Origin of the sequence: Pseudomonas sp. SBB6, assembly GCF_024213215.1 — a bacterium.
GTDB lineage: Bacteria > Pseudomonadota > Gammaproteobacteria > Pseudomonadales > Pseudomonadaceae > Aquipseudomonas > Aquipseudomonas donghuensis.
Genome location: NZ_JANAVH010000009.1, coordinates 119703 through 142060, shown reverse-complemented (window position 1 = coordinate 142060; position 22358 = coordinate 119703). Strand labels below are relative to the sequence as shown.

Annotated in this window: 22 protein-coding genes; 15 read left to right on the top strand and 7 right to left on the bottom strand. The window is 63.3% G+C overall.

Annotated features, from left to right (window positions below; all coding sequences use genetic code 11):
• Window position 1 precedes the first annotated feature (1 nt).
• Window positions 2-694 (bottom strand): DNA-3-methyladenine glycosylase, encoded by a 693-nt coding sequence (locus NLX68_RS18505; protein ID WP_254285156.1) that lies wholly within the window; start codon window positions 692-694, stop codon window positions 2-4.
• A 271-nt stretch (window positions 695-965) separates the two neighbouring features.
• Between NLX68_RS18505 and NLX68_RS18500 the strand changes: the two genes are divergently transcribed.
• The 13 genes from NLX68_RS18500 (at window position 966) to NLX68_RS18440 (ending at window position 13346) form a co-directional block, all read left to right on the top strand.
• On the top strand, window positions 966-2237 hold the full coding sequence (locus NLX68_RS18500) for a glutamate-5-semialdehyde dehydrogenase (RefSeq protein WP_254285155.1): 1272 nt from the start codon (window positions 966-968) through the stop codon (window positions 2235-2237).
• Between the two features lie 37 nt (window positions 2238-2274).
• A complete protein-coding gene (nadD, locus tag NLX68_RS18495; protein ID WP_050990013.1) occupies window positions 2275-2925 on the top strand; it encodes a nicotinate-nucleotide adenylyltransferase in 651 nt (216 codons plus the stop codon).
• Window positions 2926-2970: 45 nt separating this feature from the next.
• Window positions 2971-3399 carry a ribosome silencing factor gene (gene rsfS, locus NLX68_RS18490; protein ID WP_010222894.1) on the top strand — a complete coding sequence of 143 codons (429 nt, stop codon included), beginning with the start codon at window positions 2971-2973 and terminating at the stop codon, window positions 3397-3399.
• A gap of 9 nt (window positions 3400-3408) precedes the next feature.
• Window positions 3409-3876, top strand: a complete 468-nt coding sequence (gene rlmH / locus NLX68_RS18485) for a 23S rRNA (pseudouridine(1915)-N(3))-methyltransferase RlmH (protein ID WP_010222895.1) — start codon at window positions 3409-3411, stop codon at window positions 3874-3876.
• Between the two features lie 16 nt (window positions 3877-3892).
• Window positions 3893-5782 carry a penicillin-binding protein 2 gene (gene mrdA, locus NLX68_RS18480; protein WP_159389200.1) on the top strand — a complete coding sequence of 630 codons (1890 nt, stop codon included), beginning with the start codon at window positions 3893-3895 and terminating at the stop codon, window positions 5780-5782.
• Between the two features lie 38 nt (window positions 5783-5820).
• Complete coding sequence (gene rodA / locus NLX68_RS18475) at window positions 5821-6924, top strand: rod shape-determining protein RodA (RefSeq protein WP_010222897.1); 1104 nt, start codon at window positions 5821-5823, stop codon at window positions 6922-6924.
• Between the two features lie 17 nt (window positions 6925-6941).
• A complete protein-coding gene (gene mltB, locus NLX68_RS18470) occupies window positions 6942-7952 on the top strand; it encodes a lytic murein transglycosylase B (protein WP_010222898.1) in 1011 nt (336 codons plus the stop codon).
• Complete coding sequence (locus NLX68_RS18465; RefSeq protein ID WP_254285154.1) at window positions 7952-8956, top strand: septal ring lytic transglycosylase RlpA family protein; 1005 nt, start codon at window positions 7952-7954, stop codon at window positions 8954-8956. The genes mltB and NLX68_RS18465 overlap by 1 nt, the downstream gene beginning before the upstream one ends.
• A gap of 134 nt (window positions 8957-9090) precedes the next feature.
• Complete coding sequence (locus NLX68_RS18460; protein WP_100782774.1) at window positions 9091-10251, top strand: D-alanyl-D-alanine carboxypeptidase family protein; 1161 nt, start codon at window positions 9091-9093, stop codon at window positions 10249-10251.
• Window positions 10252-10327: 76 nt separating this feature from the next.
• On the top strand, window positions 10328-10600 hold the full coding sequence (locus tag NLX68_RS18455; protein ID WP_010222901.1) for a DUF493 domain-containing protein: 273 nt from the start codon (window positions 10328-10330) through the stop codon (window positions 10598-10600).
• Entirely contained in the window at window positions 10600-11247 is a 648-nt protein-coding gene (gene lipB / locus NLX68_RS18450) for a lipoyl(octanoyl) transferase LipB (RefSeq protein ID WP_254285153.1), read from the top strand. Before NLX68_RS18455 ends, lipB begins: the two co-directional genes overlap by 1 nt.
• 2 nt (window positions 11248-11249) lie before the next feature.
• A complete protein-coding gene (gene lipA, locus NLX68_RS18445; RefSeq protein ID WP_010222903.1) occupies window positions 11250-12248 on the top strand; it encodes a lipoyl synthase in 999 nt (332 codons plus the stop codon).
• A 138-nt stretch (window positions 12249-12386) separates the two neighbouring features.
• Complete coding sequence (locus tag NLX68_RS18440; RefSeq protein WP_254285152.1) at window positions 12387-13346, top strand: LD-carboxypeptidase; 960 nt, start codon at window positions 12387-12389, stop codon at window positions 13344-13346.
• Window positions 13347-13383: 37 nt separating this feature from the next.
• Here NLX68_RS18440 and NLX68_RS18435 read toward each other — a convergent pair whose 3' ends face one another.
• The 5 genes from NLX68_RS18435 to leuS all read right to left on the bottom strand — a co-directional run bounded on the left by NLX68_RS18435 (window position 13384) and on the right by leuS (window position 19394).
• Window positions 13384-14700, bottom strand: a complete 1317-nt coding sequence (locus NLX68_RS18435; protein ID WP_254285151.1) for a lytic murein transglycosylase — start codon at window positions 14698-14700, stop codon at window positions 13384-13386.
• Window positions 14701-14761: 61 nt separating this feature from the next.
• The gene (arfA, locus tag NLX68_RS18430; RefSeq protein ID WP_010222906.1) at window positions 14762-14926 is read right to left on the bottom strand and encodes an alternative ribosome rescue factor ArfA; all 165 of its coding nucleotides are present in this window, start codon (window positions 14924-14926) and stop codon (window positions 14762-14764) included.
• 112 nt (window positions 14927-15038) lie between these two features.
• On the bottom strand, window positions 15039-16076 hold the full coding sequence (gene holA, locus NLX68_RS18425) for a DNA polymerase III subunit delta (RefSeq protein WP_036996974.1): 1038 nt from the start codon (window positions 16074-16076) through the stop codon (window positions 15039-15041).
• A gap of 36 nt (window positions 16077-16112) precedes the next feature.
• Entirely contained in the window at window positions 16113-16721 is a 609-nt protein-coding gene (lptE, locus tag NLX68_RS18420; protein WP_254285150.1) for an LPS assembly lipoprotein LptE, read from the bottom strand.
• Window positions 16722-16787: 66 nt separating this feature from the next.
• Window positions 16788-19394 carry a leucine--tRNA ligase gene (leuS, locus tag NLX68_RS18415; protein WP_254285149.1) on the bottom strand — a complete coding sequence of 869 codons (2607 nt, stop codon included), beginning with the start codon at window positions 19392-19394 and terminating at the stop codon, window positions 16788-16790.
• Between the two features lie 240 nt (window positions 19395-19634).
• Here leuS and NLX68_RS18410 point away from each other — a divergent pair, with 240 nt between their 5' ends.
• Both NLX68_RS18410 and NLX68_RS18405 read left to right on the top strand, forming a co-directional pair.
• Window positions 19635-19949, top strand: a complete 315-nt coding sequence (locus tag NLX68_RS18410) for a hypothetical protein (RefSeq protein WP_254285148.1) — start codon at window positions 19635-19637, stop codon at window positions 19947-19949.
• 125 nt (window positions 19950-20074) lie between these two features.
• On the top strand, window positions 20075-20836 hold the full coding sequence (locus NLX68_RS18405) for a YdcF family protein (protein WP_254285147.1): 762 nt from the start codon (window positions 20075-20077) through the stop codon (window positions 20834-20836).
• Here the strand turns inward: NLX68_RS18405 and lnt are convergent.
• On the bottom strand, window positions 20833-22350 hold the full coding sequence (gene lnt, locus NLX68_RS18400; RefSeq protein ID WP_010222912.1) for an apolipoprotein N-acyltransferase: 1518 nt from the start codon (window positions 22348-22350) through the stop codon (window positions 20833-20835). The two genes, NLX68_RS18405 and lnt, sit on opposite strands and share 4 nt — an antisense overlap.
• Window positions 22351-22358: the final 8 nt, after the last annotated feature.

Genomic DNA, 22358 nt, shown 5'->3' with positions numbered 1-22358 from the left:
GTCAGTTTCCTTGTGTCAGTAAAAAGTAGTCCCGGCCTTCGACTTGGCCCCGGCGCAGCGGGTTTCGTGTGCAATGGCGGGCGAAGCTGGCATCGACGAAACGGTAGGGCAGGTGTTCATCGCGGCCGTGGGGAATTCCCAAGCGGGTGGTCTGGATAATGTGTTTCACGTTGATACCGCAGTCTTCGACAAACAGCTGTTCGGCATCGAAGCGTTTGCCGTCCCAGTGCGGCACTTTCAGGCCCAGGGCTTTGCACAGCAGGGTCTGGCCGGCGCACAGGCGTTCGGGCGGGCGCGCCTGGCCGTTGGCGTCGGGGTTGTTGCGTTGCATTTGCGCCAGGCTGTTGTCGTCCGAAAGGGCGTCGACGAAGGGGTAGGCCGATTTGATCAGCACCGCATTGCCCGGGCCGTGGGCGCTGAAGTTCAGCGAGTCGCCGCCGCGGGCGTAGTACATGTAGATGTGCCCACCATCGAGGAACAGCGCCCGGCGCTTTTCCGTGTAGCCGAGGGAGGCGTGGCTGCCCTTGTCGGTGAGGTAGTAGGCCTCGGTCTCGATGATCCGTGCCGCCAGCCAGTACGGGCCGTGGCGATGACGGATGACCTTGCCCAGCAGGGCCTTGGCCAGCTCTTCGGCGTCGCGGTCGAAGAAACTGTCGGGCAGGGCCTGGAGCGGGCAGGGGGCGGAGTCGGGCATGTTGGCGGGTTCGCGGGTGGACAGGTGGGCGATGATAGCAATTTCTGTCTTAACCAACCCTGAATGGCCGAAATGCGCTGTTGGAGCAACTGTCTGTGGGCGGCTTCATCGCTGGCAAGCCAGCTCCCACACGTCTTGCAACAACCCTGAGAGCACCGCCAATCCTGTGGGCGCGGCACTCTTTTCGACCATCCGCCTGTCACCGCTGGGCGTGGGGCCGCACGACAGCTATAATCATCCGATTTTCCCCTTCGCCAAGACCACTGAGCCCATGACTGAGTCCGTTCTTGACTACATGACCCGCCTGGGGCGCGCTGCCCGCGCGGCTTCCCGCGTGATCGGCCGTGCCAGCACTGCGCAGAAGAACCGCGCCCTGCAAGCTGCCGCCAACGCCCTGGATGCTGCCCGCGCCGAGCTGACCGCCGCCAATGAGCTGGACCTGGCCGCTGGCCGTGCCAATGGCCTGGAACCGGCCATGCTCGAGCGTCTGGCGCTGACCCCGGCGCGCATCGACAGCATGATCGTCGGCCTGCGTCAGGTGGCCAGCCTGCCGGACCCGGTCGGTGCGATCCGCGACATGAGCTACCGGCCGTCGGGTATCCAGGTCGGCAAGATGCGTGTACCGCTGGGGGTGATCGGCATCATCTACGAGTCGCGGCCGAACGTGACCATCGACGCCGCCAGCCTGTGCCTGAAGTCGGGCAACGCCACCATCCTGCGTGGCGGCTCCGAGGCCATCCACTCCAACCGCGCCATTGCCGCCTGCATCCAGCGCGGCCTGGCCGAGGCCGGCTTGCCGGCAGCGGTGGTGCAAGTGGTGGAAACCACTGATCGCGAAGCGGTCGGCGCGCTGATCAGCATGCCGGAGTTCGTTGACGTCATCGTGCCACGTGGTGGCAAGGGTCTGATCGAGCGCATCAGCCGTGACGCGCGGGTGCCGGTGATCAAGCACCTGGACGGCATCTGCCACGTTTACGTGGCCGAGCATGCCGAGCTGGACAAGGCCCGGCGCATCGCCTTCAACGCCAAGACCTACCGTTACGGCATCTGCGGGGCGATGGAAACCCTGCTGGTCGATCAGTCGGTAGCTGCGGAGTTCTTGCCGGAAATGGCCCGCCAATTTCGGGAAAAGGGCGTCGAACTGCGCGGTTGCGAGCGTACCCGGAAAATCATCGAGGCGGTGCCTGCGACCGAAGAAGACTGGGGCACCGAATACCTCGCGGCCATTCTGTCGATCCGTGTGGTGGACGGCCTGGACCAGGCGATTGAACACATTAACCGGTATGGCTCGCACCATACCGATTCCATCGTGACCGAACATCAGGCACAGGCTCGCCAGTTCATGGCCGAGGTCGATTCGTCCTCGGTGATGATCAATACACCGACCTGCTTTGCCGACGGTTTCGAGTACGGCCTGGGCGCGGAGATCGGGATTTCCACCGACAAGCTGCATGCCCGCGGCCCGGTCGGCCTGGAAGGCCTGACCTGCGAGAAATACGTGGTGATCGGCGACGGTCAGTTGCGCGGACAGGAGTCGCTCTGACTTGGCCGAGCGCAAACCGCTCGCCCCTGTCTCGACGATGTCGCCCGCCCGGCGCATCGGCGTGCTCGGCGGGACATTCGACCCGGTGCACATCGGTCACCTGCGCAGTGCGCTGGAGGTGGCCGAAGTGCTGGCGCTGGACGAGCTGCGGCTGATGCCCAACGCCCGCCCGCCGCACCGCGACACGCCGCAGGTGTCGGCACAGGACCGTCTGGCGATGGTCCAGTGCGCTGTTCAGGGCGTGCCAACGCTGTCGGTCGATGCCCGCGAGCTTGCCCGCGACAAGCCGTCGTACACCATTGAAACGCTGGAACTGATGCGCGCCGAAATGGCCGCCTCGGAGCAACTGTTTCTGCTGCTGGGCTGGGACGCATTCTGCGGCCTGCCCAGTTGGCACCGTTGGGAAGAATTGCTGCAACACTGTCACATCCTGGTGCTGCAACGCCCGGATGCCGACGTCGAGCCGCCGGATGCCTTGCGCAACTTGCTGGCAGCGCGTTCGGTCAGTGATCCGCAGGCCCTGGAAGGGCCTGCCGGGAATATTGCATTCGTCTGGCAGACACCGCTTGCGGTGTCTGCCACGCAGATCCGACAGCTGCTGGCCAGCGGCAAGTCGGTGCGGTTTCTGGTGCCGGACGCAGTACTGGCCTACATCGATGCGCACAACCTTTACCGTGCGCCGAACTGAGGGTGCTGAGAAGCGCCTTACATTATTGAGTTGAATGAGTTTTATATGACCAAGCAAAAACACAACGCCGTCAGCGCCGAAGAACTGGTCGAACTGACCAAGTCCGCCCTGGAAGACGTCAAGGCCCAGGACATCCAGGTCATCGACGTGCGTGAAAAGCACAGCCTGACCGATTACATGATCATCGCCACCGGTACCTCCAACCGCCAGATCAGCGCGATGCTGGAAAAGGTTCGCGAGCAGGTCAAGGCCAAGGGCGTGCAGCCTCTGGGCGAAGAAGGCAAGGGCGACAGCGACTGGGTGCTGCTCGACCTCAACGACGTCATCGTCCACATGATGACCGCCGCTGCCCGTCAGTTCTACGACCTCGAACGTCTGTGGCTGGGCGCTGAGCAGAGCCGCGCCGCCGATGGCAAGCACCACAGCCCGGAAAACACCCACGACTTTTCAGACAAGCTCAAAGATCGGGAATAAGGAAAGCTCGTGCGTCTGCGTCTGATCGCGGTCGGCTCGCGCATGCCCAAGTGGGTCGAGGACGGTTGGCATGAATATGCCAAGCGCCTGCCCTCGGAGCTGTCGCTGGAGCTGGTGGAAATACCGCTCAATACCCGGGGCAAGAATGCCGACGTCGCCCGCCTGATTCGTCAGGAGGGTGAAGCCATGCTCGCCAAGGTCCAGCCAGGGGAACGGATTGTCACCCTGGAGGTCCATGGCAAGCCCTGGAGTACCGAGCAACTGGCGGTCGAGCTGGACCGCTGGCGCCTGGACTCGCGTACGGTCAACTTCATGGTTGGCGGCCCCGAAGGGCTGGCGCCGGAAGTCTGTGCGCGGGCCGAGCAGCGCTGGTCGCTGTCGCCGCTGACACTGCCCCACCCGTTGGTAAGGATACTGATCGGCGAACAGCTGTACCGCGCCTGGACCGTATTGTCCGGGCATCCCTACCATAAATAAGCCTTAAGCCCTTTCAATGTCGCAGCCGATTCGCCTCAAGGATCACGAGAAAGACGCCCGCCTGGTGCGTAGCCGCGTCGTGGTCGGTGCAGTGGCGATCGTCCTGCTGATCTGCGTGTTGATTGCCCGCCTGTATTACCTGCAGGTGATCCAGTACGACTATCACTCGACCCTGTCGGAAAACAACCGGGTGCATGTGCAGCCGATTCCGCCGACTCGCGGGCTGATTTTCGACCGTAACGGGGTGATCGTCGCCGACAACCGGCCAAGCTTCAGCCTGAGCATGACCCGCGAGCGCTCCGGCGACTGGCAGCAGGTGCTCGACGTGATCGTCGAGGTGCTGGAACTGACCCCGGATGACCGCACCCTGTTCGAAAAGCGCATGCGCCAGGGGCGTAGGCCGTTCGAGCCGGTGCCGATCCTGTTCGAGCTGACCGAGGAGCAGATCGCCCGTATCGCGGTGAACCAGTTCCGCCTACCGGGTGTGGAAGTGGTGGCCCAGTTGGTGCGCCATTATCCGCAGGGTGCGCACTTCGCGCATTCGGTCGGCTATGTCGGGCGGATCAACGAGAAAGAGCTGAAAACCCTCGACCCGGTCAACTACAGCGGCACCCACCATATCGGCAAGACCGGCATCGAGCGCTTCTACGAGCCGGAACTGCACGGCCAGGTGGGGTACGAAGAGGTCGAGACCAACGCCCGGGGCCGCGTGTTGCGGGTGCTCAAGCGTACGGACCCGATCCCCGGCAAGGACATCGTCCTGAGCCTCGACATCAAGCTGCAAGAGGCCGCCGAGGCTGCTTTGGGCGGGCGTCGCGGGGCCATTGTCGCACTCGATCCGAACACCGGCGAAGTGCTGGCGATGGTCAGCCAGCCGAGCTTCGACCCCAACCTGTTCGTCACCGGCATCAGCTTCAAGGCCTACGCCGAGCTGCGCGACTCGATCGACCGGCCGCTGTTCAACCGCGTGTTGCGCGGCTTGTATCCGCCAGGCTCGACGATCAAGCCGGCGGTGGCGATTGCCGGCCTGGACAGTGGCGTGGTCACCGCCTCGAGCCGGGTGTTCGATCCGGGCTATTACCAACTGCCCAATTACGATCACAAGTACCGCAACTGGAACCGCAGCGGCGATGGCTGGGTGGACCTGGACACGGCGATCATGCGTTCCAACGACACCTACTTCTACGACCTGGCGCACAAGATGGGCATCGACAAACTGTCGTCCTATATGAACCGCTTCGGCATCGGCCAGAAGGTCTCGCTGGACATGTTCGAAGAGTCGCCGGGGCTGATGCCGTCGCGGGAATGGAAGCGTGCCACCCGCAAGCAGGCCTGGTTCCCGGGGGAAACCCTGATTCTCGGGATCGGCCAGGGCTACATGCAGACCACGCCGTTGCAACTGGCCCAGGCCACCGCGCTGATCGCCAGCAAGGGCAAGTGGAACCGCCCGCACCTGGCCAAGACCATCGAGGGCCTGCCGCCGGTGGACGAGAACCCCATGGACGACATCGTCCTGCGCGACAAGTCGGACTGGAACAAGGTCACCCACGGCATGGAGCAGGTGATGCACGGTGCCCGGGGTACCGCACGCAAGGCCTCGGTTGGCGCTCAGTACCGGATTGCCGGCAAGAGTGGTACCGCTCAGGTGGTAGCGATCAAGCAGGGTGAGAAGTACGACCGCAACAAGCTGCAAGAGCGCCACCGCGACCACGCCCTGTTCGTTGGCTTCGCGCCGGCCGACAACCCGAAGATCGTGGTCTCGGTGATGGTCGAGAACGGCGAGTCCGGCTCCGGCGTCGCCGCGCCGGTGGTGCGCCAGGTGATGGACGCCTGGCTGCTTGGTCCGGACGGCCGCCTCAAGCCTGAATTCGCCAACCCCACCGTTGCCCAGGAGCCTGCCCCGTGATGAGTAACTTCGATCGCATGCTCTCCAGCGAGGATGTGATGCGGCGCCGCGCCAGTTTCCTGCAGCGCATCCATATCGACGGGCCGTTGCTGATCCTGCTGCTGACCCTGGCGGCCGGCAGCCTGTTTGTCCTCTATTCGGCCAGCGGCAAAAACTGGGACTTGCTGCTCAAGCAGGCCAGCTCCTTCGGCATCGGCCTGGTGTCGATGTTCGTGATTGCCCAGCTCGAGCCGCGCTTCATGGCCCGCTGGGTGCCTCTGGCCTATGTGGTCGGGGTGATCCTGCTGGTGGTGGTTGACGTCATGGGCCACAACGCCATGGGGGCCACACGCTGGATCAACATCCCCGGGGTGATCCGCTTCCAGCCCTCGGAGTTCATGAAGATCATCATGCCGGCGACCATTGCCTGGTACCTGGCCAAGCGCTCGCTGCCGCCGCACCTCAAGCACGTGATGATCAGCCTGATCCTGATTGGCGTGCCGTTCATCCTTATCGTGCGCCAGCCGGACCTGGGCACCGCCTTGTTGATCCTGGCCTCCGGCGCCTTCGTGCTGTTCATGGGCGGCCTGCGCTGGCGCTGGATCCTCAGCGTGGTGGCGGCGGCGGTGCCGGTGGCGGTGGCCATGTGGTTCTTCGTCATGCACGACTACCAGAAGCAGCGGGTACTGACCTTCCTCGACCCGGAAAGCGACCCGCTGGGCACCGGCTGGAACATCATCCAGTCGAAAGCGGCGATCGGTTCGGGCGGTGTGTTCGGCAAGGGCTGGCTGTTGGGCACCCAGTCGCACCTGGATTTTCTCCCGGAAAGCCACACCGACTTCATCATCGCCGTACTTGGCGAGGAGTTCGGCCTGGTCGGCATTTGCGCGCTGTTGCTGATCTACCTGCTGCTGATCGGCCGCGGCCTGGTGATTACCGCCCAGGCCCAGACGCTCTACGGCAAGCTGCTGGCTGGCAGCCTGACCATGACCTTCTTTGTTTATGTGTTCGTCAATATTGGTATGGTCAGCGGCTTGTTGCCGGTAGTCGGTGTGCCGCTGCCCTTCATTAGCTATGGCGGAACTTCGTTGGTGACGCTGCTGTCAGCGTTTGGGGTTTTAATGTCGATCCATACGCATCGCAAATGGATTGCGCAGGTTTGAATAAGGTGAAGAATTACATGCAAGCAATGCGTGGCTGGGCGGCTCGCTGTGCGCCTTGGGTCGGCTTTCTGGGTTTGTTCGGCGCAGCGCAAGGCGCTTGTGCCGGCGACTACGATGGCTCGCCCCAGGTGGCCGAGTTCGTCGGCGAAATGACCCGCGACTACGGTTTTGCCGGTGAGCAGCTGATGGGGGTGTTTCGCGAGGTTCAGCGCAAGCAGTCGATCCTTGACGCGATCTCGCGCCCGGCTGAGCGGGTAAAACCCTGGAAAGACTATCGCCCGATGTTCCTCACTGACGCCCGGGTCGCCCGCGGCGTCGACTTCTGGCGCCAGCACGAGGCCACCCTGGCCCGTGCCGAGCAGGAATACGGCGTGCCAGCCCAGGTGATCGTGTCGATCATCGGCGTCGAGACCTTCTTTGGCCGCAACACCGGCAACTACCGGGTGATCGACGCGCTGTCGACCCTGGGCTTCGATTACCCGCCGCGCGCCGAGTTCTTCCGCAAGGAGCTGCGCGAGTACCTGTTGCTGGCCCGCGAAGAGCAGGTCGACCCGCTGACCCTCAAAGGCTCCTACGCCGGAGCCATGGGCCTGCCGCAGTTCATGCCGAGCAGTTTTCGCGCTTACGCCGTGGACTTTGACGGCGACGGCCACATCAACATCTGGAACAACCCGGACGATGCCATCGGCAGCGTGGCCAGCTACTTCAAGCGCCACGGCTGGGTGGCCGGCGAGCAGGTGGTCAGCCGTGCCACGGTGCGCGGCGAGCGCGTCGACGAGGGCCTGAGCCCAGGCATCGACGCGGTCAAGACGGTCGGGGAGTTGCGGGCACTGGGCTGGTCGAGTCATGATGCGCTGCGCGATGATCTGCCGGTCACCGCCTTCCGGCTCGAAGGCGACAATGGCCCGGAATACTGGCTGGGCCTGAAAAACTTCTACGCGATCACTCGCTATAACCGCAGCGTGATGTATGCCATGGCAGTGCATCAGCTCTCGGACCTGCTGGTTCAAGCACGGGGCGCCAAGTAATGCGCGTAATGTTCTCCGCTACATCGCTGAAACTGCTCGGTTGCGCAGCCCTGGGCCTGGTGCTGGTGAGCTGTTCGAGCAGCCGCCCAAGCACTTCTACCCAGGGCAAGACCAATGTGGTGCGGGCCAAGCCTGGCCTGGACATCAACCGGGCCCACAAGGACGGCGCACCCTGGTGGGATGTCGACGTCTCGAAGATCCCGGACGCGACCCCGACCGTGCACACCGGTAACTACAAGGCCAACCCCTACACCGTGCTGGGCAAGACCTACTTCCCGATCCCCGACTCGCGCAACTACCGCGCCGAGGGCACGGCGTCGTGGTACGGCACCAAGTTCCATGGCCAGAACACCGCCAACGGCGAGGTCTATGACCTCTACGGCATGAGCGCGGCGCACAAGACCCTGCCGCTGCCGGCCTATGTCAAGGTCACCAACCTCGACAACCAGCGCAGCGTGATCCTGCGGGTCAACGACCGCGGGCCGTTCTATTCCGACCGTATCATCGACCTGTCGTACGCGGCGGCGAAGAAGCTCGGCTATGCCGAAACCGGTACCGCGCGGGTGCGCGTCGAGGGTATCGACCCGAAACAATGGTGGGCCCAGCGTGGCCAGCCGGCGCCGATGGTCCTCGACCAGCCGCAAGTGGCCCAGACCCAGGCCATGCCGGCCAGCACCGGCACGGTCGAACAATGGACGCCGCCACCGCAGCAGCATGCCGCCGCGGTCGTGCCGCTGCAGGTCGCCAGCAACAACAGCATGGCCGGCAATGGTCTTTACTTGCAGGTCGGCGCCTTTGCCAACCCGGACGCCGCCGAACTGCTGCGCTCCAAGCTCAGCAGCATGGTCAGCGCGCCGGTCTTCATCAGTTCGATCGTACGTAACCAGCAGACCCTGCACCGGGTCCGCCTGGGGCCGATCAACAGCCAGGGCGAAGCCCAGCAGATGCAGGACAGTGTGCGTCTGGCCAACCTGGGGCAGCCCAAAGTCGTCACGGCAGACTGATCGGGGGGACTGATCGGTTTGTCATGCAGCCGGGCGCAGCCGCCATGTACAATGGCGGTTTTGCCCGTCAGGCCATGTGCCTGTAAACGTTTTGCCCATGAGGGCATGAGCCCATTAGCCATTTCGAGAGACGGATGAACATAACCAGCTTTGCCAAACGCCTTTGCCTGCTTGTACCGCTGATGATTGCCCCTGCCGCCTTCGCGGCAGAGCAGATGATGCCGTCGCCGCCGCAATTGGCTGCCAAGTCCTACGTGCTCATGGAAGCCTCCAGCGGCAACATCCTGGTCGAGAACAATGGTGACCAGCGTCTGCCTCCGGCGAGCCTGACCAAGCTGATGACCGCCTACATCGCGACCCTGGATATCCGTCGCGGGCAGATCGGCGAAAACGACCCGGTCACCGTCAGCGAAAACGCCTGGCGCACCGGTGGTTCGCGGATGTTCATCAAGGTTGGCACCCAGGTCAGCGTCAGCGACCTGCTGCACGGTATCATCATCCAGTCGGGTAACGACGCCAGCGTCGCCCTGGCCGAGCACATCGCCGGCAGCGAAGACGCTTTCGCCGACATGATGAACAAGACCGCTACCGATCTTGGCATGAGCAACAGCCACTTCATGAACCCGACCGGCCTGCCGAACCCCGAGCACTACTCGTCGGCCCACGACATGGCGGTACTGGCACGCGCGATCATCCACGAAGACCCGGCTCACTATGCGATCTACTCGCAGAAGGAGTTCTTCTGGAACAACATCAAGCAGCCTAACCGCAACCTGTTGCTGTGGCGCGACAAGACTGTCGACGGCCTGAAAACCGGCCACACCGATGAAGCCGGCTACTGCATGGTGTCTTCGGCGGTCCGTGACGGCATGCGCCTGATCGCCGTGGTCTTCGGTACCAACAGCGAGCAATCGCGTGCGGCCGAAACCCAGAAGCTGCTGACCTATGGCTTCCGCTTCTTCGAAACCCAGACCTTCTACCAGAAGGGCACGGAACTGGCCCAGGCGCCGGTATGGAAGGGTGCGACCAATCAGGTCAAAGCCGGTCTGGCCCAGGACCTGAGCATGACTTTGCCTAAAGGCCAATTGAAAAAGCTGGCCGCAAGCATGACCATGAACCCGCAATTGATCGCTCCGATCAACAAAGGTGACGTGATCGGTAAAGTGGAAGTCAAACTGGATGACAAGGTTGTCCACAGTGCCGACCTGATCGCGCTGGATGGCGTCGAGGAAGGTGGTTTCTTCCGTCGTGTGTGGGATAGCATTCGGCTATTCTTCTACGGGTTGTTCAACTGATATCGTGACCTGCCACGCCCCCGCCCACTCACGCGGGGGCGTTGTTGTTGCCACGGCTTACGAGGCCGTTATTGCCATGAGCGAAGACGTCAAGTCGCACAAAATCGAATTCCCCTGCGCCGATTACCCGATCAAGGTCATCGGTGACACCGTGGTCCATTTCAAGGACACGGTGATCGAGATCCTCAAGAAGTACGCCGAGGTCGATCTCAAGACCCTGGCTGAGCGTCAGAGCAAGGAAGGCAAGTACACCACGGTGCAGCTGCACATCGTGGCGACCAGTGAAGACCAACTGCACAACATCAACAGCGCCCTGCGCGCGACCGGTATCGTGAAAATGGTGCTCTGATGCCCGATTGCCTCGGCTTTCGCGACCTCGGCCTGCTGCCCTACGAGCCGGTGCTCGAGGCCATGCGCCGGTTTACCGACCAGCGTGGCCCGGGTGCGGCGGATGAGGTATGGCTGGTTGAACACCCGGCGGTGTTCACCCAGGGCCAGGCCGGCAAGGCCGAGCATCTGCTGGTGCCGGGTGACATCCCGGTGGTGCAGACCGATCGCGGTGGCCAGGTGACCTATCATGGCCCGGGCCAGCTGGTGGCCTATCTGCTGCTGGATGTGCGCCGCCTGGGGTTTGGCGTGCGCGATCTGGTCAGCCGTATCGAACGCTGCCTGATCGAGTTGCTGGCCAGTTACAACGTCGAGGCGGCGGCCAAGGCCGATGCGCCGGGCGTCTATGTCGACGGGGCGAAGATCGCCTCGCTCGGCCTGCGGATTCGCAATGGCTGTTCGTTTCACGGCCTTGCTCTGAACGTGGACATGGACCTTGCGCCATTCCGCCGGATTAACCCCTGCGGGTATGCGGGGCTGGCCATGACCCAGCTGCGCGATCAGGCAGGCTCGATCGAACTCTCTGAGGTAAGGGCAAGGCTGCGCGGGCAGCTGGTCAAGCACCTCGACTATGCTGAGCAGGCGACCCTTACGGGCGGAATCTTCTGAATATGACTACTGTTGTGCAAGAACCAGTGCAAAGCGTGACGCCAGCGCCACGGCCGAAGGTCGAAGCGGGTGTCAAACTGCGTGGCGCGGAAAAAGTCGCGCGTATCCCGGTAAAGATCATCCCCACCGACGAGCTGCCAAAAAAGCCTGACTGGATTCGCGTGCGTATCCCGGTTTCGCCGGAAGTCGACCGCATCAAGCAACTGCTGCGCAAGCACAAGCTGCACAGCGTCTGTGAAGAAGCTTCCTGCCCGAACCTGGGCGAATGCTTCTCCGGCGGCACCGCCACCTTCATGATCATGGGTGACATCTGCACCCGTCGTTGCCCGTTCTGCGACGTCGGCCATGGCCGGCCAAAGCCACTGGACGTCGACGAGCCGAAGAACCTCGCCGTGGCCATCGCCGACCTGCGCCTGAAGTACGTGGTGATCACCTCGGTGGACCGCGACGACCTGCGTGACGGCGGTGCCCAGCACTTTGCCGACTGCATCCGCGAGATTCGCGCGCTGTCGCCGGGCGTCCAGCTCGAAACCCTGGTGCCGGACTATCGCGGGCGCATGGACGTCGCCCTGGCGATCACCGCCGAGACGCCACCGGATGTGTTCAACCACAACCTGGAAACCGTGCCGCGCCTGTACAAGGCGGCGCGCCCGGGTTCGGACTACCAGTGGTCGCTGACCCTGCTGCAGAAGTTCAAGGAACTGGTGCCGCACGTACCGACCAAGTCCGGCCTGATGCTGGGCCTGGGCGAAACCGACGAAGAAGTGATCGAAGTGATGCATCGCATGCGCGAGCACAACATCGACATGCTGACCCTCGGCCAGTACCTGCAGCCGTCGCGCAGCCACTTGCCGGTGCAGCGTTTCGTGCACCCGGACACCTTCGCCTGGTTCGCCGAAGAAGGCTACAAGATGGGCTTCAAGAACGTCGCCTCCGGCCCGCTGGTGCGTTCTTCGTACCATGCTGACCAGCAGGCGCACGAGGCCAAGATCAAGCTCTGATCGACGCCGCCGTGCCTCAATGCCGATGCCCGCAAGTCTGCGGCGTCGGCATTTTTGTTTGTGTCAGGGCTTCCTTGTGCTGCCTAACGGGTCATTGATTTACAGTGGGCGGGTCAGTCCACACAAGGAGTCGTCTGGATGAATCTTCCCTTCACGCAACAGGCCGGTCTGTTGACGAATGCCCAGCCTTTGCCGGCGGCCTTGCCGGCAGGTGGGCTGATTGCAATCATTGCCCCGGCAGGTCCCGCCCAGGTCGATACGCTCAAGGTCAACCAGTGGTTCGAGGCACGCGGCTATCGCTGCCGGATCTACCCGGGGGTGACTGCCGCCGAGGGCTATCTGGCCGGTAGCGATGCGCAGCGGTTGCAAGATCTGCACGGCGCCTTCGCTGCCGAGGATGTCGATGCCATCATCTGCCTGCGCGGTGGCTACGGCAGCATGCGTCTGCTGGACAACATCGATTTCGACCTGCTGCGCCGTCACCCCAAGCCTTTGGTCGGCTACAGCGACATCACCGCGCTGCACACGGCCATTGCCCGCCATGCCGGGTTCGTGTCGTTCCACGGTGCCATGCTCAAGTCGGAATTGCTGGGCAACAAGCAGGAGCCGACCCTGTCATCGCTGTTCGAACAGCTCAGCGGCCGTTTGAGCGCTGGCGATGCGATTGAGCATCCGCAGGCCTGGCCGTTGACCACCATCCTGCCAGGCGCGGCCAGCGGGCCCTTGCTGGGCGGTAATCTGTCACTGTTGTGCGCGACCCTGGGTACACCTGCAGAAATACATTGCGGCGGCGGTATCCTGTTTGTTGAAGACGTGAACGAGCCGCTGTACCGGGTCGATCGCCTGCTGACCCAGTTGCGCCTGGCGGGCAAGCTTGAAGGCATTCGTGGCGTGCTGGTCGGGGATTTTGCCGGGATCACGCTGCAGGCGCTGGCGCCGTTGATGCAGCAGTTCTTCGCGCCGTTGCAGGTGCCGGTGTTGGCCGGATGGCGCAGCGGTCATTGCGACCCGAACCTGACCTTGCCGCTAGGGGCCAGGGTGCACCTGGATGCCGATCGCAAGTGCTTGCGGCTGGAGCAGGACTTGTTCAGACGCTGAATGAAAAACGCCCCTGAACAGGGGCGTTTTGTATTGCTTAGCGTTGACGCAGGCTATCGAGCAGCTTGTGCGTCGGATAGCCGTCGGCAGGCCAGCCCATCGCCTGCTGGGCGCTGCGAATGGCCTTGCGGGTGTTGGCGCCGATAATGCCGTCGGCGGCCCCGGCGTCGTAGTTGCGGGCGCTGAGCAGGGTCTGCAATTCGACCCGCTCGCTGCGGCTCAGCGGCAGGTCATCCTTGGGCCAGGATCCGGCGATGTAACCCGAGCCATCGAACCGTTGGCCAAGCAGGCCGACGGCCATGGCGTAGGACGACGAGTTGTTGTACTTGAGGATCGCGCGGAAGTTATCCAGCACCAGGAAGGCCGGGCCGCGATAACCGGCCGGCAACAGCAAGGCGGCGGACAGCTGCTCGCTATCGGCAGGCAAACGCACACCGGCGGGCAGTTTCAGGCCCATCTGCATCCATTCGGACACCGTCTTGCGCTGGCTGCCATCCGCCAGCCAGTAGTCGAAGCCAGGTGTCAGCTGCACCTCAAAACCCCAGGGCTCGCCGCGTTGCCAGCCGGAGCTCTGCAGGTAGTGGGCGGTGGACGCCAGGGCGTCAGCCGAGCTGTTCCAGATATCCCGGCGACCATCGCCGTCAAAATCCACCGCGTGGGTGTTGTAGGTGGTGGGGATGAACTGGGTCTGGCCCATGGCGCCGGCCCACGAGCCTTTCATGGCATCGGGCTGGATATCGCCGTTCTGCAGGATCTGCAGGGCCGCAATCAGCTGCGCCTGGGCGAAGGCCGGGCGGCGGCCTTCATAGGCCAGGGTGGCCAGGGAGCGGATGACCGATTTGTTACCCTGGAACTGGCCAAAGTTGCTTTCCATGCCCCAGACCGAAACCAGCACATTGCGGTCGACGCCATAGCGTTGTTCGATCTGGCTTAGCAGTTCGGCGTGTTTTTCCAGCAGGCCCTTGCCATTGCGCACACGCAGCGGCGACAGGGCGCCATCGAGGTATTCCCATACCGGCCGGGTGAACTCCGGCTGGCTGCGGTCGGCCTTGATCACATCCATGTCGGGGATGACGCCAAGGAAGGCACGGTCAAAGGTGCTGGTATTGATACCGGCTTGCAGGGCTTGCTGACGGAACCCCGCTTGCCATTGGGCAAAGCTTTGCAGCGGCTGGATTTCGCTGCTGGTATCGACGACGGGGTTGGGCAGTGTCACGACCGGAGCTGGCTGGGCAGGAGCCAGCGGCAGCGCATCGGCGGCGGTGGGCTTTTCCGCGCAGGCGACAAGCAGGATGAGGCTGGAGGCGGCAATCAGCTGGCGAGGTTGCCAGCGACGGGTAAGACAAAAGGGCATGCACAGGTCCAGGTATTTCAAGTCAGGTGCCGACCATACCACGCCTGCCGGATTCTTGCTTTTATGCGGCCAAAAAGTAAGAAGCCTCCCAATCTCTCGATTGGAAGGCTTCGCGGCGGTAGCTGCCTTTGCCTTTGCCGGCGCGTTCCTGGCGGCTGCGGAACAATGGCTGGGCAATGATCGATTTGGCCTTGTTGGGCCCGGGTTTTGCGGGTTTCTTGCTCATCACAGGATGTCCTGCCAGGTGGGTGTGGGGCGCAATATAGGCGTGAAGCTATCGCGGGGCAAGCCCGCTCCCACACGACCTGTGTAGGAGCGGGCTTGCCCCGCGATTAATTTCACTCAGCCGGCAACGCCAGACGCTGCCCCGCCATCAACAACGACAAGCGCGCCAGGCTGGTCCAGGCCGAGCCCTGAGCCTGGCCCTTGATTTGCGCATCGATGCGCTGGGCATCCTGCAACAACTGGCTCCAGCGCTGCGCCGAATGGCGTTGCAGGGCCTTGCTCATCAGCGGTTTGCGCTTGTCCCAGACCGGCGGCCGGGCTTGGCTGAAGGCCTTGTCCAGCGGCACGCCCTGGCTGAACTGCTGGGCCAGCCCGGCCAGCAGGCGCAGTTCCCGGGCCAGGGCCCAGAGAATCACCGGTGGTTCGACGCCTTCACCGCGCAAACCTTCGAGCATGCGCAAGGCATGGGCGGCCTCGCCATTGAGAATGGCATCGACCAGGCCGAAGACATCAAAGCGGGCGCTGTCGGCTACCGCTGCCTGCACGGTTTCGACGGTGATCTGATTGCCTTCGGCCAGTAGCTTGAGCTTCTCGATCTCCTGGGCTGCCGCCAGCAGGTTGCCTTCAACCCGCGCGGCAATCAGATCAACGGCGTCGCGCTGGGCGCTCAGTCCGGCCTGGGACAGACGCTGACTGATCCATTGCGGTAGCTGGTGACTGTCCACTGGCCAGATCTGCACGAACTGGGTGTGTTGCCCTTCGATCAGCGCCTTGCCCCACTTGGTTTTCTGCGCACTGCCGTCGAGCTTGGGCAGGCTGATCAGCAGCAGGGTGTCTTCAGCGGGGTTGGAGCAGTATTCGATGAGTGCCGCGGCGCCCTTGTCGCCAGGCTTGCCGGACGGCAGGCGCAGTTCGAGCAAGCGCCGCTGGGCGAACAGCGACAGGCTGGCACCGGCCTGGAGCAGGGTGCCCCAGTCGAAGTTGGCGTCGGCGCTGAACACCTGGCGTTCATCGAAACCTTGCTGGCGTGCCGCCGTGCGGATGGCGTCGGCAGCTTCCTGGCACAACAGCGGGTCATCGCCGCTGATCACGTAGACCGGCGCGAGGCTGCCTTGCAGGTGCTTGTTAAGTTGGGCGGGAGTGAGTTTCATGATGGCAGACGGGGCACCGAAGTGCCCCGTTCAATCTCAGTTGGCTGGCAGTTGCAGCGGCGACTGCTGGGGCGTTTCGTCCTGGGCGCGGCGGGCCGCTTCGAGGGCGTCGGCTTCGGCCTGGGCACGTTCGTCAGCCTTTTGCTGCAGGCCTTCAAGCTGGCCTGGGGTCAGCAGCTGCAGGCGTACCAGCATGTTCTGCACCAGGTCGCGGCGCATTTCGCTCCGAGCTTGTGTGGCTTCCTGTTGCGAGCCGGTGATGTTGTTGCCGTCATGCACATAGATCTTGCGCACTTCGAGCTTGTCGTTGAGCAGGTTGGTGTTGTTGTGGCCTTCAATGCTGTAGCTCAGCACGGTGGTCAGCTCATACTCGGCCGAACGACCCGAACCTCCAGCATAGGTGGCTGCGCGTTGGGTTTCGGCTTCGTTGGTCAGCACCAGTTTGTAAGGCGCACCGGTGTGGACGTTGACGCCACTGCTCTGCAGGGCCTGGCGCAGTTGGACCACGGTATCGCCGTAGGCGTTACGTGCACTCAGGTCCAATTCCTTGATCGCCAGTTCACTGGTTCCGGTACCGCGCAGCTGGAAACCGCAGGCGCTGAGCATCACGGCCAGGCCCATTACCAGCAGATTGCGTTTGATCATGTTGTAGCTCCCTTGTGGGCCGATTCTGTGCGCTGGCCCGCATAAGTGGCGGGCCGGCGTTTCCTGTCAGTTGGCGACGATGTTGACCAGCTTGCCCGGTACCACGATGACCTTGCGGATGCTCAGGCCTTCGGTGAAGCGCAGCACGTTCTCGTTGCTGCGCGCAGCGGCTTCGACTTCCTCGCGGCTGGCTGCGGCCGGCATTTCGATCTGGCCACGCAGCTTGCCGTTGACCTGGATGACCAGGACGATGCTGTCCTGGACCAGGGCGCTTTCGTCCAGTACCGGCCAAGGCGCGTCGATCACGGCGTCCTGGTGACCCAGTTGCTGCCACAGCTCATGGCTGATGTGCGGGGTGATCGGCGCCAGCAGCAGGGTGACCGCTTCCAGGCCTTCGTGCAGCAGGGCACGGTCCTGTGCGCTGGCTTGCGGGGCCTTTTCCAGCACGTTCATCACGGTCATCACCTGGGCGATGGCGGTGTTGAACTTGTGGTACTGGCCGACATCGGTGCTGGCCTGCTTGATGGCAGTGTGGATAGCGCGGCGGATCACTTTCTGTGCGTCATCGAGGCTGGCGACATCCAGCTTGCCCGGCAGGCCCTGGGCCACGTGGGCCTGAGCCAGGCGCCAGACGCGGCGCAGGAAGCGGTTGGCACCTTCGACACCAGAGTCGGACCATTCCAGGCTCATGTCGGGCGGCGAGGCGAACATCATGAACAGGCGGCAGGTGTCGGCGCCGTAGGCTTCGATCATTGCCTGCGGGTCGACGCCGTTGTTCTTGGACTTGGACATCTTCTCGGTGCCGCCGATCTCGACCGGCAGGCCGTCGGTCTTCAGCGTGGCGCCGATGATCTTGGCCTTGGCATCGCGCTCGATTTCGACGTCGGCCGGGTTGAACCAGTCCTTGCCGCCGTTGCTGGCAACGCGGTAGTAGGTTTCGGCGACGACCATGCCCTGGGTCAGCAGGTTCTTGAACGGCTCGTTGGAGGTGACCAGGCCTTCGTCGCGCATCAGCTTGTGGAAGAAGCGCGCGTACAGCAGGTGCAGGATCGCGTGTTCGATACCGCCGATGTACTGATCTACCGGCAGCCAGTGGTTGGCCGCTTTCGGGTCGACCATGCCGCCTTCGTAGTTAGGCGAGGCGTAGCGGGCGAAGTACCAGGACGACTCGACGAAGGTGTCCATGGTGTCGGTTTCGCGCTTGGCCGCAGTGCCGCATTTCGGGCATTTGCATTCGTAGAACTCGGGCATGCGTGCCAGCGGCGAACCGGCGCCATCGGGTACGACGTTTTCCGGCAGGGTGACCGGCAGTTGGTCTTCCGGTACTGGCACATCGCCACAAGCTGGGCAGTGGATGATCGGGATCGGGCAACCCCAGTAGCGCTGACGGCTGATGCCCCAGTCGCGCAGACGGAACTGGGTGCGGGATTTACCCAGCTCTTTCTTGATCAGTGCCACTTCGATGGCGTCGAAGGCACCCTGGAAGTCCAGGCCGTCGAACTCACCGGAGTTGATCAGCTGGCCGTGCTCGCCGTAGGCGGCCAGCCACTCGCTGCCGACTTCATCGCCAGCGCTGGTACGGATCACAGCCTTGACCGGCAGGTTGTACTTGTGGGCGAACTCGAAATCGCGCTCGTCGTGGGCCGGGACAGCCATGACCGCGCCGTCGCCGTAGTGCATCAGCACGTAGTTGGCGACCCACACCGGCAGTTTTTCGCCGGTCAGCGGGTGCTCGACGAACAGCGAGGTGGCCAGGCCTTTTTTCTCCTGGGTCGCGATGTCGGCTTCGGCGACGCTGCCGCTCTTGCACTCATCGATGAAGGCTTGCAGCTCGGGGTTGCCCTGGGCGGCCTGGGTGGCCAGCGGGTGCTCGGCGGCAACGGCCACGTAGGTGGCGCCCATCAGGGTGTCCGGACGGGTGGTGAAGACTTTCAGGGCCCCGGCGTGGCCGATGCTGGCCTGATCGTAGGGGAACTGCACTTCCATGCCACGGGACTTGCCGATCCAGTTGCGCTGCATGGTCTTGACCTGCTCAGGCCAGCCCGGCAGATCGTCGAGGCTTTCCAGCAGCTCGTCGGCGTAGTCGGTGATCTTGAAGTAGTACATCGGGATTTCGCGCTTCTCGATCAGCGCGCCCGAACGCCAGCCGCGACCGTCGATGACTTGCTCGTTGGCAAGGACGGTCTGGTCGGCCGGGTCCCAGTTCACGGTACCGTTTTTGCGGTAGATCACGCCTTTTTCGAACAGGCGGGTGAACAGCCACTGTTCCCAGCGGTAGTAGTCGGGCTTGCAGGTGGTGACTTCACGCGACCAATCGAACGCCAGGCCCAGGCTCTTGAGCTGGGTCTTCATGTATTCGATGTTTTCGTAGGTCCACTTGGCCGGGGCGACGTTGTTCTTCATCGCGGCGTTTTCCGCCGGCATGCCGAAGGCGTCCCAGCCCATTGGCTGCAGGACGTTCTTGCCGAGCATGCGCTGGTAACGGGCGATCACGTCACCGATGGTGTAGTTGCGCACGTGGCCCATATGTAGCTTGCCGCTTGGGTACGGGAACATCGATAGGCAGTAGTACGTGTCCTTGCCTGGCTGTTCACTGACTTCAAAAGACTTTCGCTCATCCCAGTAAGACTGGGCGGCGGCTTCGATTTCGCGGGGCTGATAGAGTTCGTGCATGGCTACTTTGCGCTGAGAAATGGGAGACCTTATCCAGGCAGCGATCAAACCGCTGCATCGGCAATCCGGTGTCAAGTATGGTGAACGCCCTAGCATACATGACCCCTGTCCACCGAGGGAAACCCTGATTGCACCGCCTGTGGCGCGGCGGGCCGTTGGTCGCGGCGTCCAGCTGCTTTTGCGAGTAACGCTAAGCTCATGTGTGGGGGGAGATATATTTATCTTCAATGAGGTGAACGGATGGGAGAGTCGCAGCAACAAGCAACGAAACCGGAGCTTTACGAACGGCTGATCGACCGTCTGGGCCTGGCCCTCGAGGTCGCTAGAACCTCCGTTCGATTACGCGATGAAGTGCCTGCTGAATTGGAGTTGCGTGGTCTGAGCCGCGCTGAATTCGAAGTGATCAAGGCCTATCTGGAATCCCTTCCGGAGGGCGGGCATGGACGCGTCGGCGCATTGCCTCAACCGGAGACGCCACCTTCGGCCAGAATCGTCTGGCTCAAGGATAAGCGCTCCGCTACCACAGCAAAGTCCAGGACGCTGCAATTCAAGTAGCCGTTCGGGTTTTTCCGGCGCAAAGCGGAGTGCGCCACCGAGTCAAAAAACTTCACTGATTGGCACCTGACTATTGTTGCCAGGTGCCGATCCTCTTAGGCTGCGCACCTCCAAGGAGGTGTCCCGTGCCGATTCGTTATCTCATCAAACAAATGATCATGCCGCCTGGCGTGCTGTTTCTGCTGCTGCTTGGCGCCTGGTGGCTGCGCAAATCCTGGCCGCGCTTGTCGAGGCTGTGTTTCGTCCTGGGTTTGGGCGGGTTGTGGCTGATGAGCCTGCCGGTCGTGGTGGAACAGGCTGCCCGGCAACTGGAAACCGAGCCGGCGCTGGTCACCAGCCAATGGGCAGGGCTGGCCGAGCATGCCGATGCCATTGTCATTCTTGGCGCTGGCCGCGAACGCGGTGATCCGGCCTGGGATTCGCAGGACCAACCCACGGGCGTGGCCATGGAGCGTATGCGCTACGCGGCGCAGTTGGCCAAGGCCTCGGGTTTGCCGGTGCTGACCAGCGGCGGCCTGCACTACGGTACGCCGCCCAGCGAAGCGCAGTTGATGGCCGATTCCCTGCAGCGTGACCTGGGCGTGAGCGTACGCTGGAAAGAGGAGCGCAGCCGCACCACCTGGGAAAACGCGCAGATGAGCGCCGAGCTGTTGCAGCCCTTGGGGGTCAAGCGCGTGGTGGTGGTGACCCAGGCCTGGCACATGCAGCGTTCACGCTGGAGCTTCGAGCAGGCGGGTTTTGACGTAGTGCCGGCGCCGGTGGGCTTTCTTGGTCGTGACCATGCCCGACCATTCGGTGGCTGGCTGCCGGAGGGCAAATCGCTGTGGCAGAGCGGCCAACTGCTCAACGAGGCAGTCGGCCTGCTCGGCTACAAGCTGTTCTACTAGACGGTCTTGGCCATCCGGCTGGCCAGCAGGGCCCAGCCCAGCAGCAGCGCGCAGAGGATCAGCAGTGGCCAGGAGCGCCATTGCAGGTACGGGGTGAGCTGCTGCATCGGCACTACCTCACCGTAGAGGATGCCGCGTTCGAACTGCGGGATCTGCGCAGTGATGCGGCCGAACGGGTCGATCAGGCCGGTGACGCCGTTGTTGGTGGCGCGGATCATCCAGCGTCCGGCTTCCAGGGCGCGCATCTGCGCCATCTGCAGGTGCTGCAGGGGGCCGATCGAGGTGCCGAACCAGGTGTCGTTGCTGATGGTCAGGAGAATGTCGCTGCGCGCCGCCAGGCTCGCCGCAAATTCCGGATAGACCACTTCGTAGCAGATATACGGCGCGATCTGATAGCCCTTGGCCTGCAACAGCGGCTGGTCGGCCGGTCCACGGGCAAAGTCCGACATCGGCAGGTCGAAGAAGGCAATCAGGCCACGGAGCATGTCCTGCAATGGCACGTACTCGCCGAACGGCACCAGTTTCTGCTTCAGGTAAGTGCCATCGCCTTCGCCGGTCACGGTGATGCCGTTGTAATAGCGGCGTTGCTGGTGCACCACTTCGCGCACCGGCACGCCGGTGATCAGTGCCGTATTACGCTCGGCGGCGAAGTTGCCCATCATGTCCAGGTAGCCCTGGGCCTGATCCTTGAGGACCGGTACCGCGGTTTCCGGCCAGACCAGCAGGTCGACCGGTTTGGAGCTGAAGCTCATGTCGCGGTACAGGGCCAGCTGGGCGTTGACGTGTTCCGGGTTCCATTTCAGCTCCTGCTCGACGTTGCCTTGCAGGGCGGCGACGCTCAGCGGTTTGCCGGAAGGGCTGGTCCAGGCGTGGTTCTTCAGTGCCAGGCCGATCGCCCAGGGCGCCAGCAACAGCACGACGGCCACAGCCAGGAACGACTTGCGTGCCCGCAAGCGCGGCAGGTTGCACAGCAGTGCGGCGCACAGGGCCAGGCAGAACGAAATCAGCCACATGCCACCCAGCGGCGCCAGGCCCGAGAGCGGCCCGTCAAGCTGGCTGTAACCGGAGTACAGCCAGGGAAACCCGGTGAGGAACCAGCCGCGGAAGGCTTCCTGGCCGACCCACAACGCGGCGAAGCACAGGGCATCGGCCAGCGGCGCCTCGTTGCGCCGCAACCAGCGCGCCCAAAGCCAGGCGGGCAGGGCGAAGAACCAGGCAATGGCGGCAAAGAACGCCAGCAACAAGCCGGTAGCCAGCAACGGTGTGGCTCCGCCATAGGTGTTGATACTGACGTAGATCCAGCTGGTGCCAGCGGCGTACAGGCCAAAGCCGAAGCACCAGCCGCGGCCCAGGGCCTGGCGTGGGCTGAGCTCGCGCAGACCGAGGTAGAACAGGCCGGCCGCGAGCAAGGCCAGCGGCCAGATGTCGAACGGCGCCAGGGCCAGGGTGGTGATTGCACCGGCCGCCACGGCCAGCAGGTTACCGGGCCAGCCGGGGCGGGTGATCCAGCGCATGGGTGTCC

Bases quoted from the DNA above. Each gene is read 5' to 3' on its own strand.
- NLX68_RS18505 (WP_254285156.1), bottom strand. From the start codon at position 694: ATGCCCGACTCCGCCCCCTGCCCGCTCCAGGCCCTGCCCGACAGTTTC.
- NLX68_RS18500 (WP_254285155.1), top strand. From the start codon at position 966: ATGACTGAGTCCGTTCTTGACTACATGACCCGCCTGGGGCGCGCTGCC.
- nadD (WP_050990013.1), top strand. From the start codon at position 2,275: ATGTCGCCCGCCCGGCGCATCGGCGTGCTCGGCGGGACATTCGACCCG.
- rsfS (WP_010222894.1), top strand. From the start codon at position 2,971: ATGACCAAGCAAAAACACAACGCCGTCAGCGCCGAAGAACTGGTCGAA.
- mrdA (WP_159389200.1), top strand. From the start codon at position 3,893: ATGTCGCAGCCGATTCGCCTCAAGGATCACGAGAAAGACGCCCGCCTG.
- rodA (WP_010222897.1), top strand. From the start codon at position 5,821: ATGCGGCGCCGCGCCAGTTTCCTGCAGCGCATCCATATCGACGGGCCG.
- mltB (WP_010222898.1), top strand. From the start codon at position 6,942: ATGCAAGCAATGCGTGGCTGGGCGGCTCGCTGTGCGCCTTGGGTCGGC.
- NLX68_RS18465 (WP_254285154.1), top strand. From the start codon at position 7,952: ATGCGCGTAATGTTCTCCGCTACATCGCTGAAACTGCTCGGTTGCGCA.
- NLX68_RS18460 (WP_100782774.1), top strand. From the start codon at position 9,091: ATGAACATAACCAGCTTTGCCAAACGCCTTTGCCTGCTTGTACCGCTG.
- NLX68_RS18455 (WP_010222901.1), top strand. From the start codon at position 10,328: ATGAGCGAAGACGTCAAGTCGCACAAAATCGAATTCCCCTGCGCCGAT.
- lipB (WP_254285153.1), top strand. From the start codon at position 10,600: ATGCCCGATTGCCTCGGCTTTCGCGACCTCGGCCTGCTGCCCTACGAG.
- lipA (WP_010222903.1), top strand. From the start codon at position 11,250: ATGACTACTGTTGTGCAAGAACCAGTGCAAAGCGTGACGCCAGCGCCA.
- NLX68_RS18440 (WP_254285152.1), top strand. From the start codon at position 12,387: ATGAATCTTCCCTTCACGCAACAGGCCGGTCTGTTGACGAATGCCCAG.
- NLX68_RS18435 (WP_254285151.1), bottom strand. From the start codon at position 14,700: ATGCCCTTTTGTCTTACCCGTCGCTGGCAACCTCGCCAGCTGATTGCC.
- arfA (WP_010222906.1), bottom strand. From the start codon at position 14,926: ATGAGCAAGAAACCCGCAAAACCCGGGCCCAACAAGGCCAAATCGATC.
- holA (WP_036996974.1), bottom strand. From the start codon at position 16,076: ATGAAACTCACTCCCGCCCAACTTAACAAGCACCTGCAAGGCAGCCTC.
- lptE (WP_254285150.1), bottom strand. From the start codon at position 16,721: ATGATCAAACGCAATCTGCTGGTAATGGGCCTGGCCGTGATGCTCAGC.
- leuS (WP_254285149.1), bottom strand. From the start codon at position 19,394: ATGCACGAACTCTATCAGCCCCGCGAAATCGAAGCCGCCGCCCAGTCT.
- NLX68_RS18410 (WP_254285148.1), top strand. From the start codon at position 19,635: ATGGGAGAGTCGCAGCAACAAGCAACGAAACCGGAGCTTTACGAACGG.
- lnt (WP_010222912.1), bottom strand. From the start codon at position 22,350: ATGCGCTGGATCACCCGCCCCGGCTGGCCCGGTAACCTGCTGGCCGTG.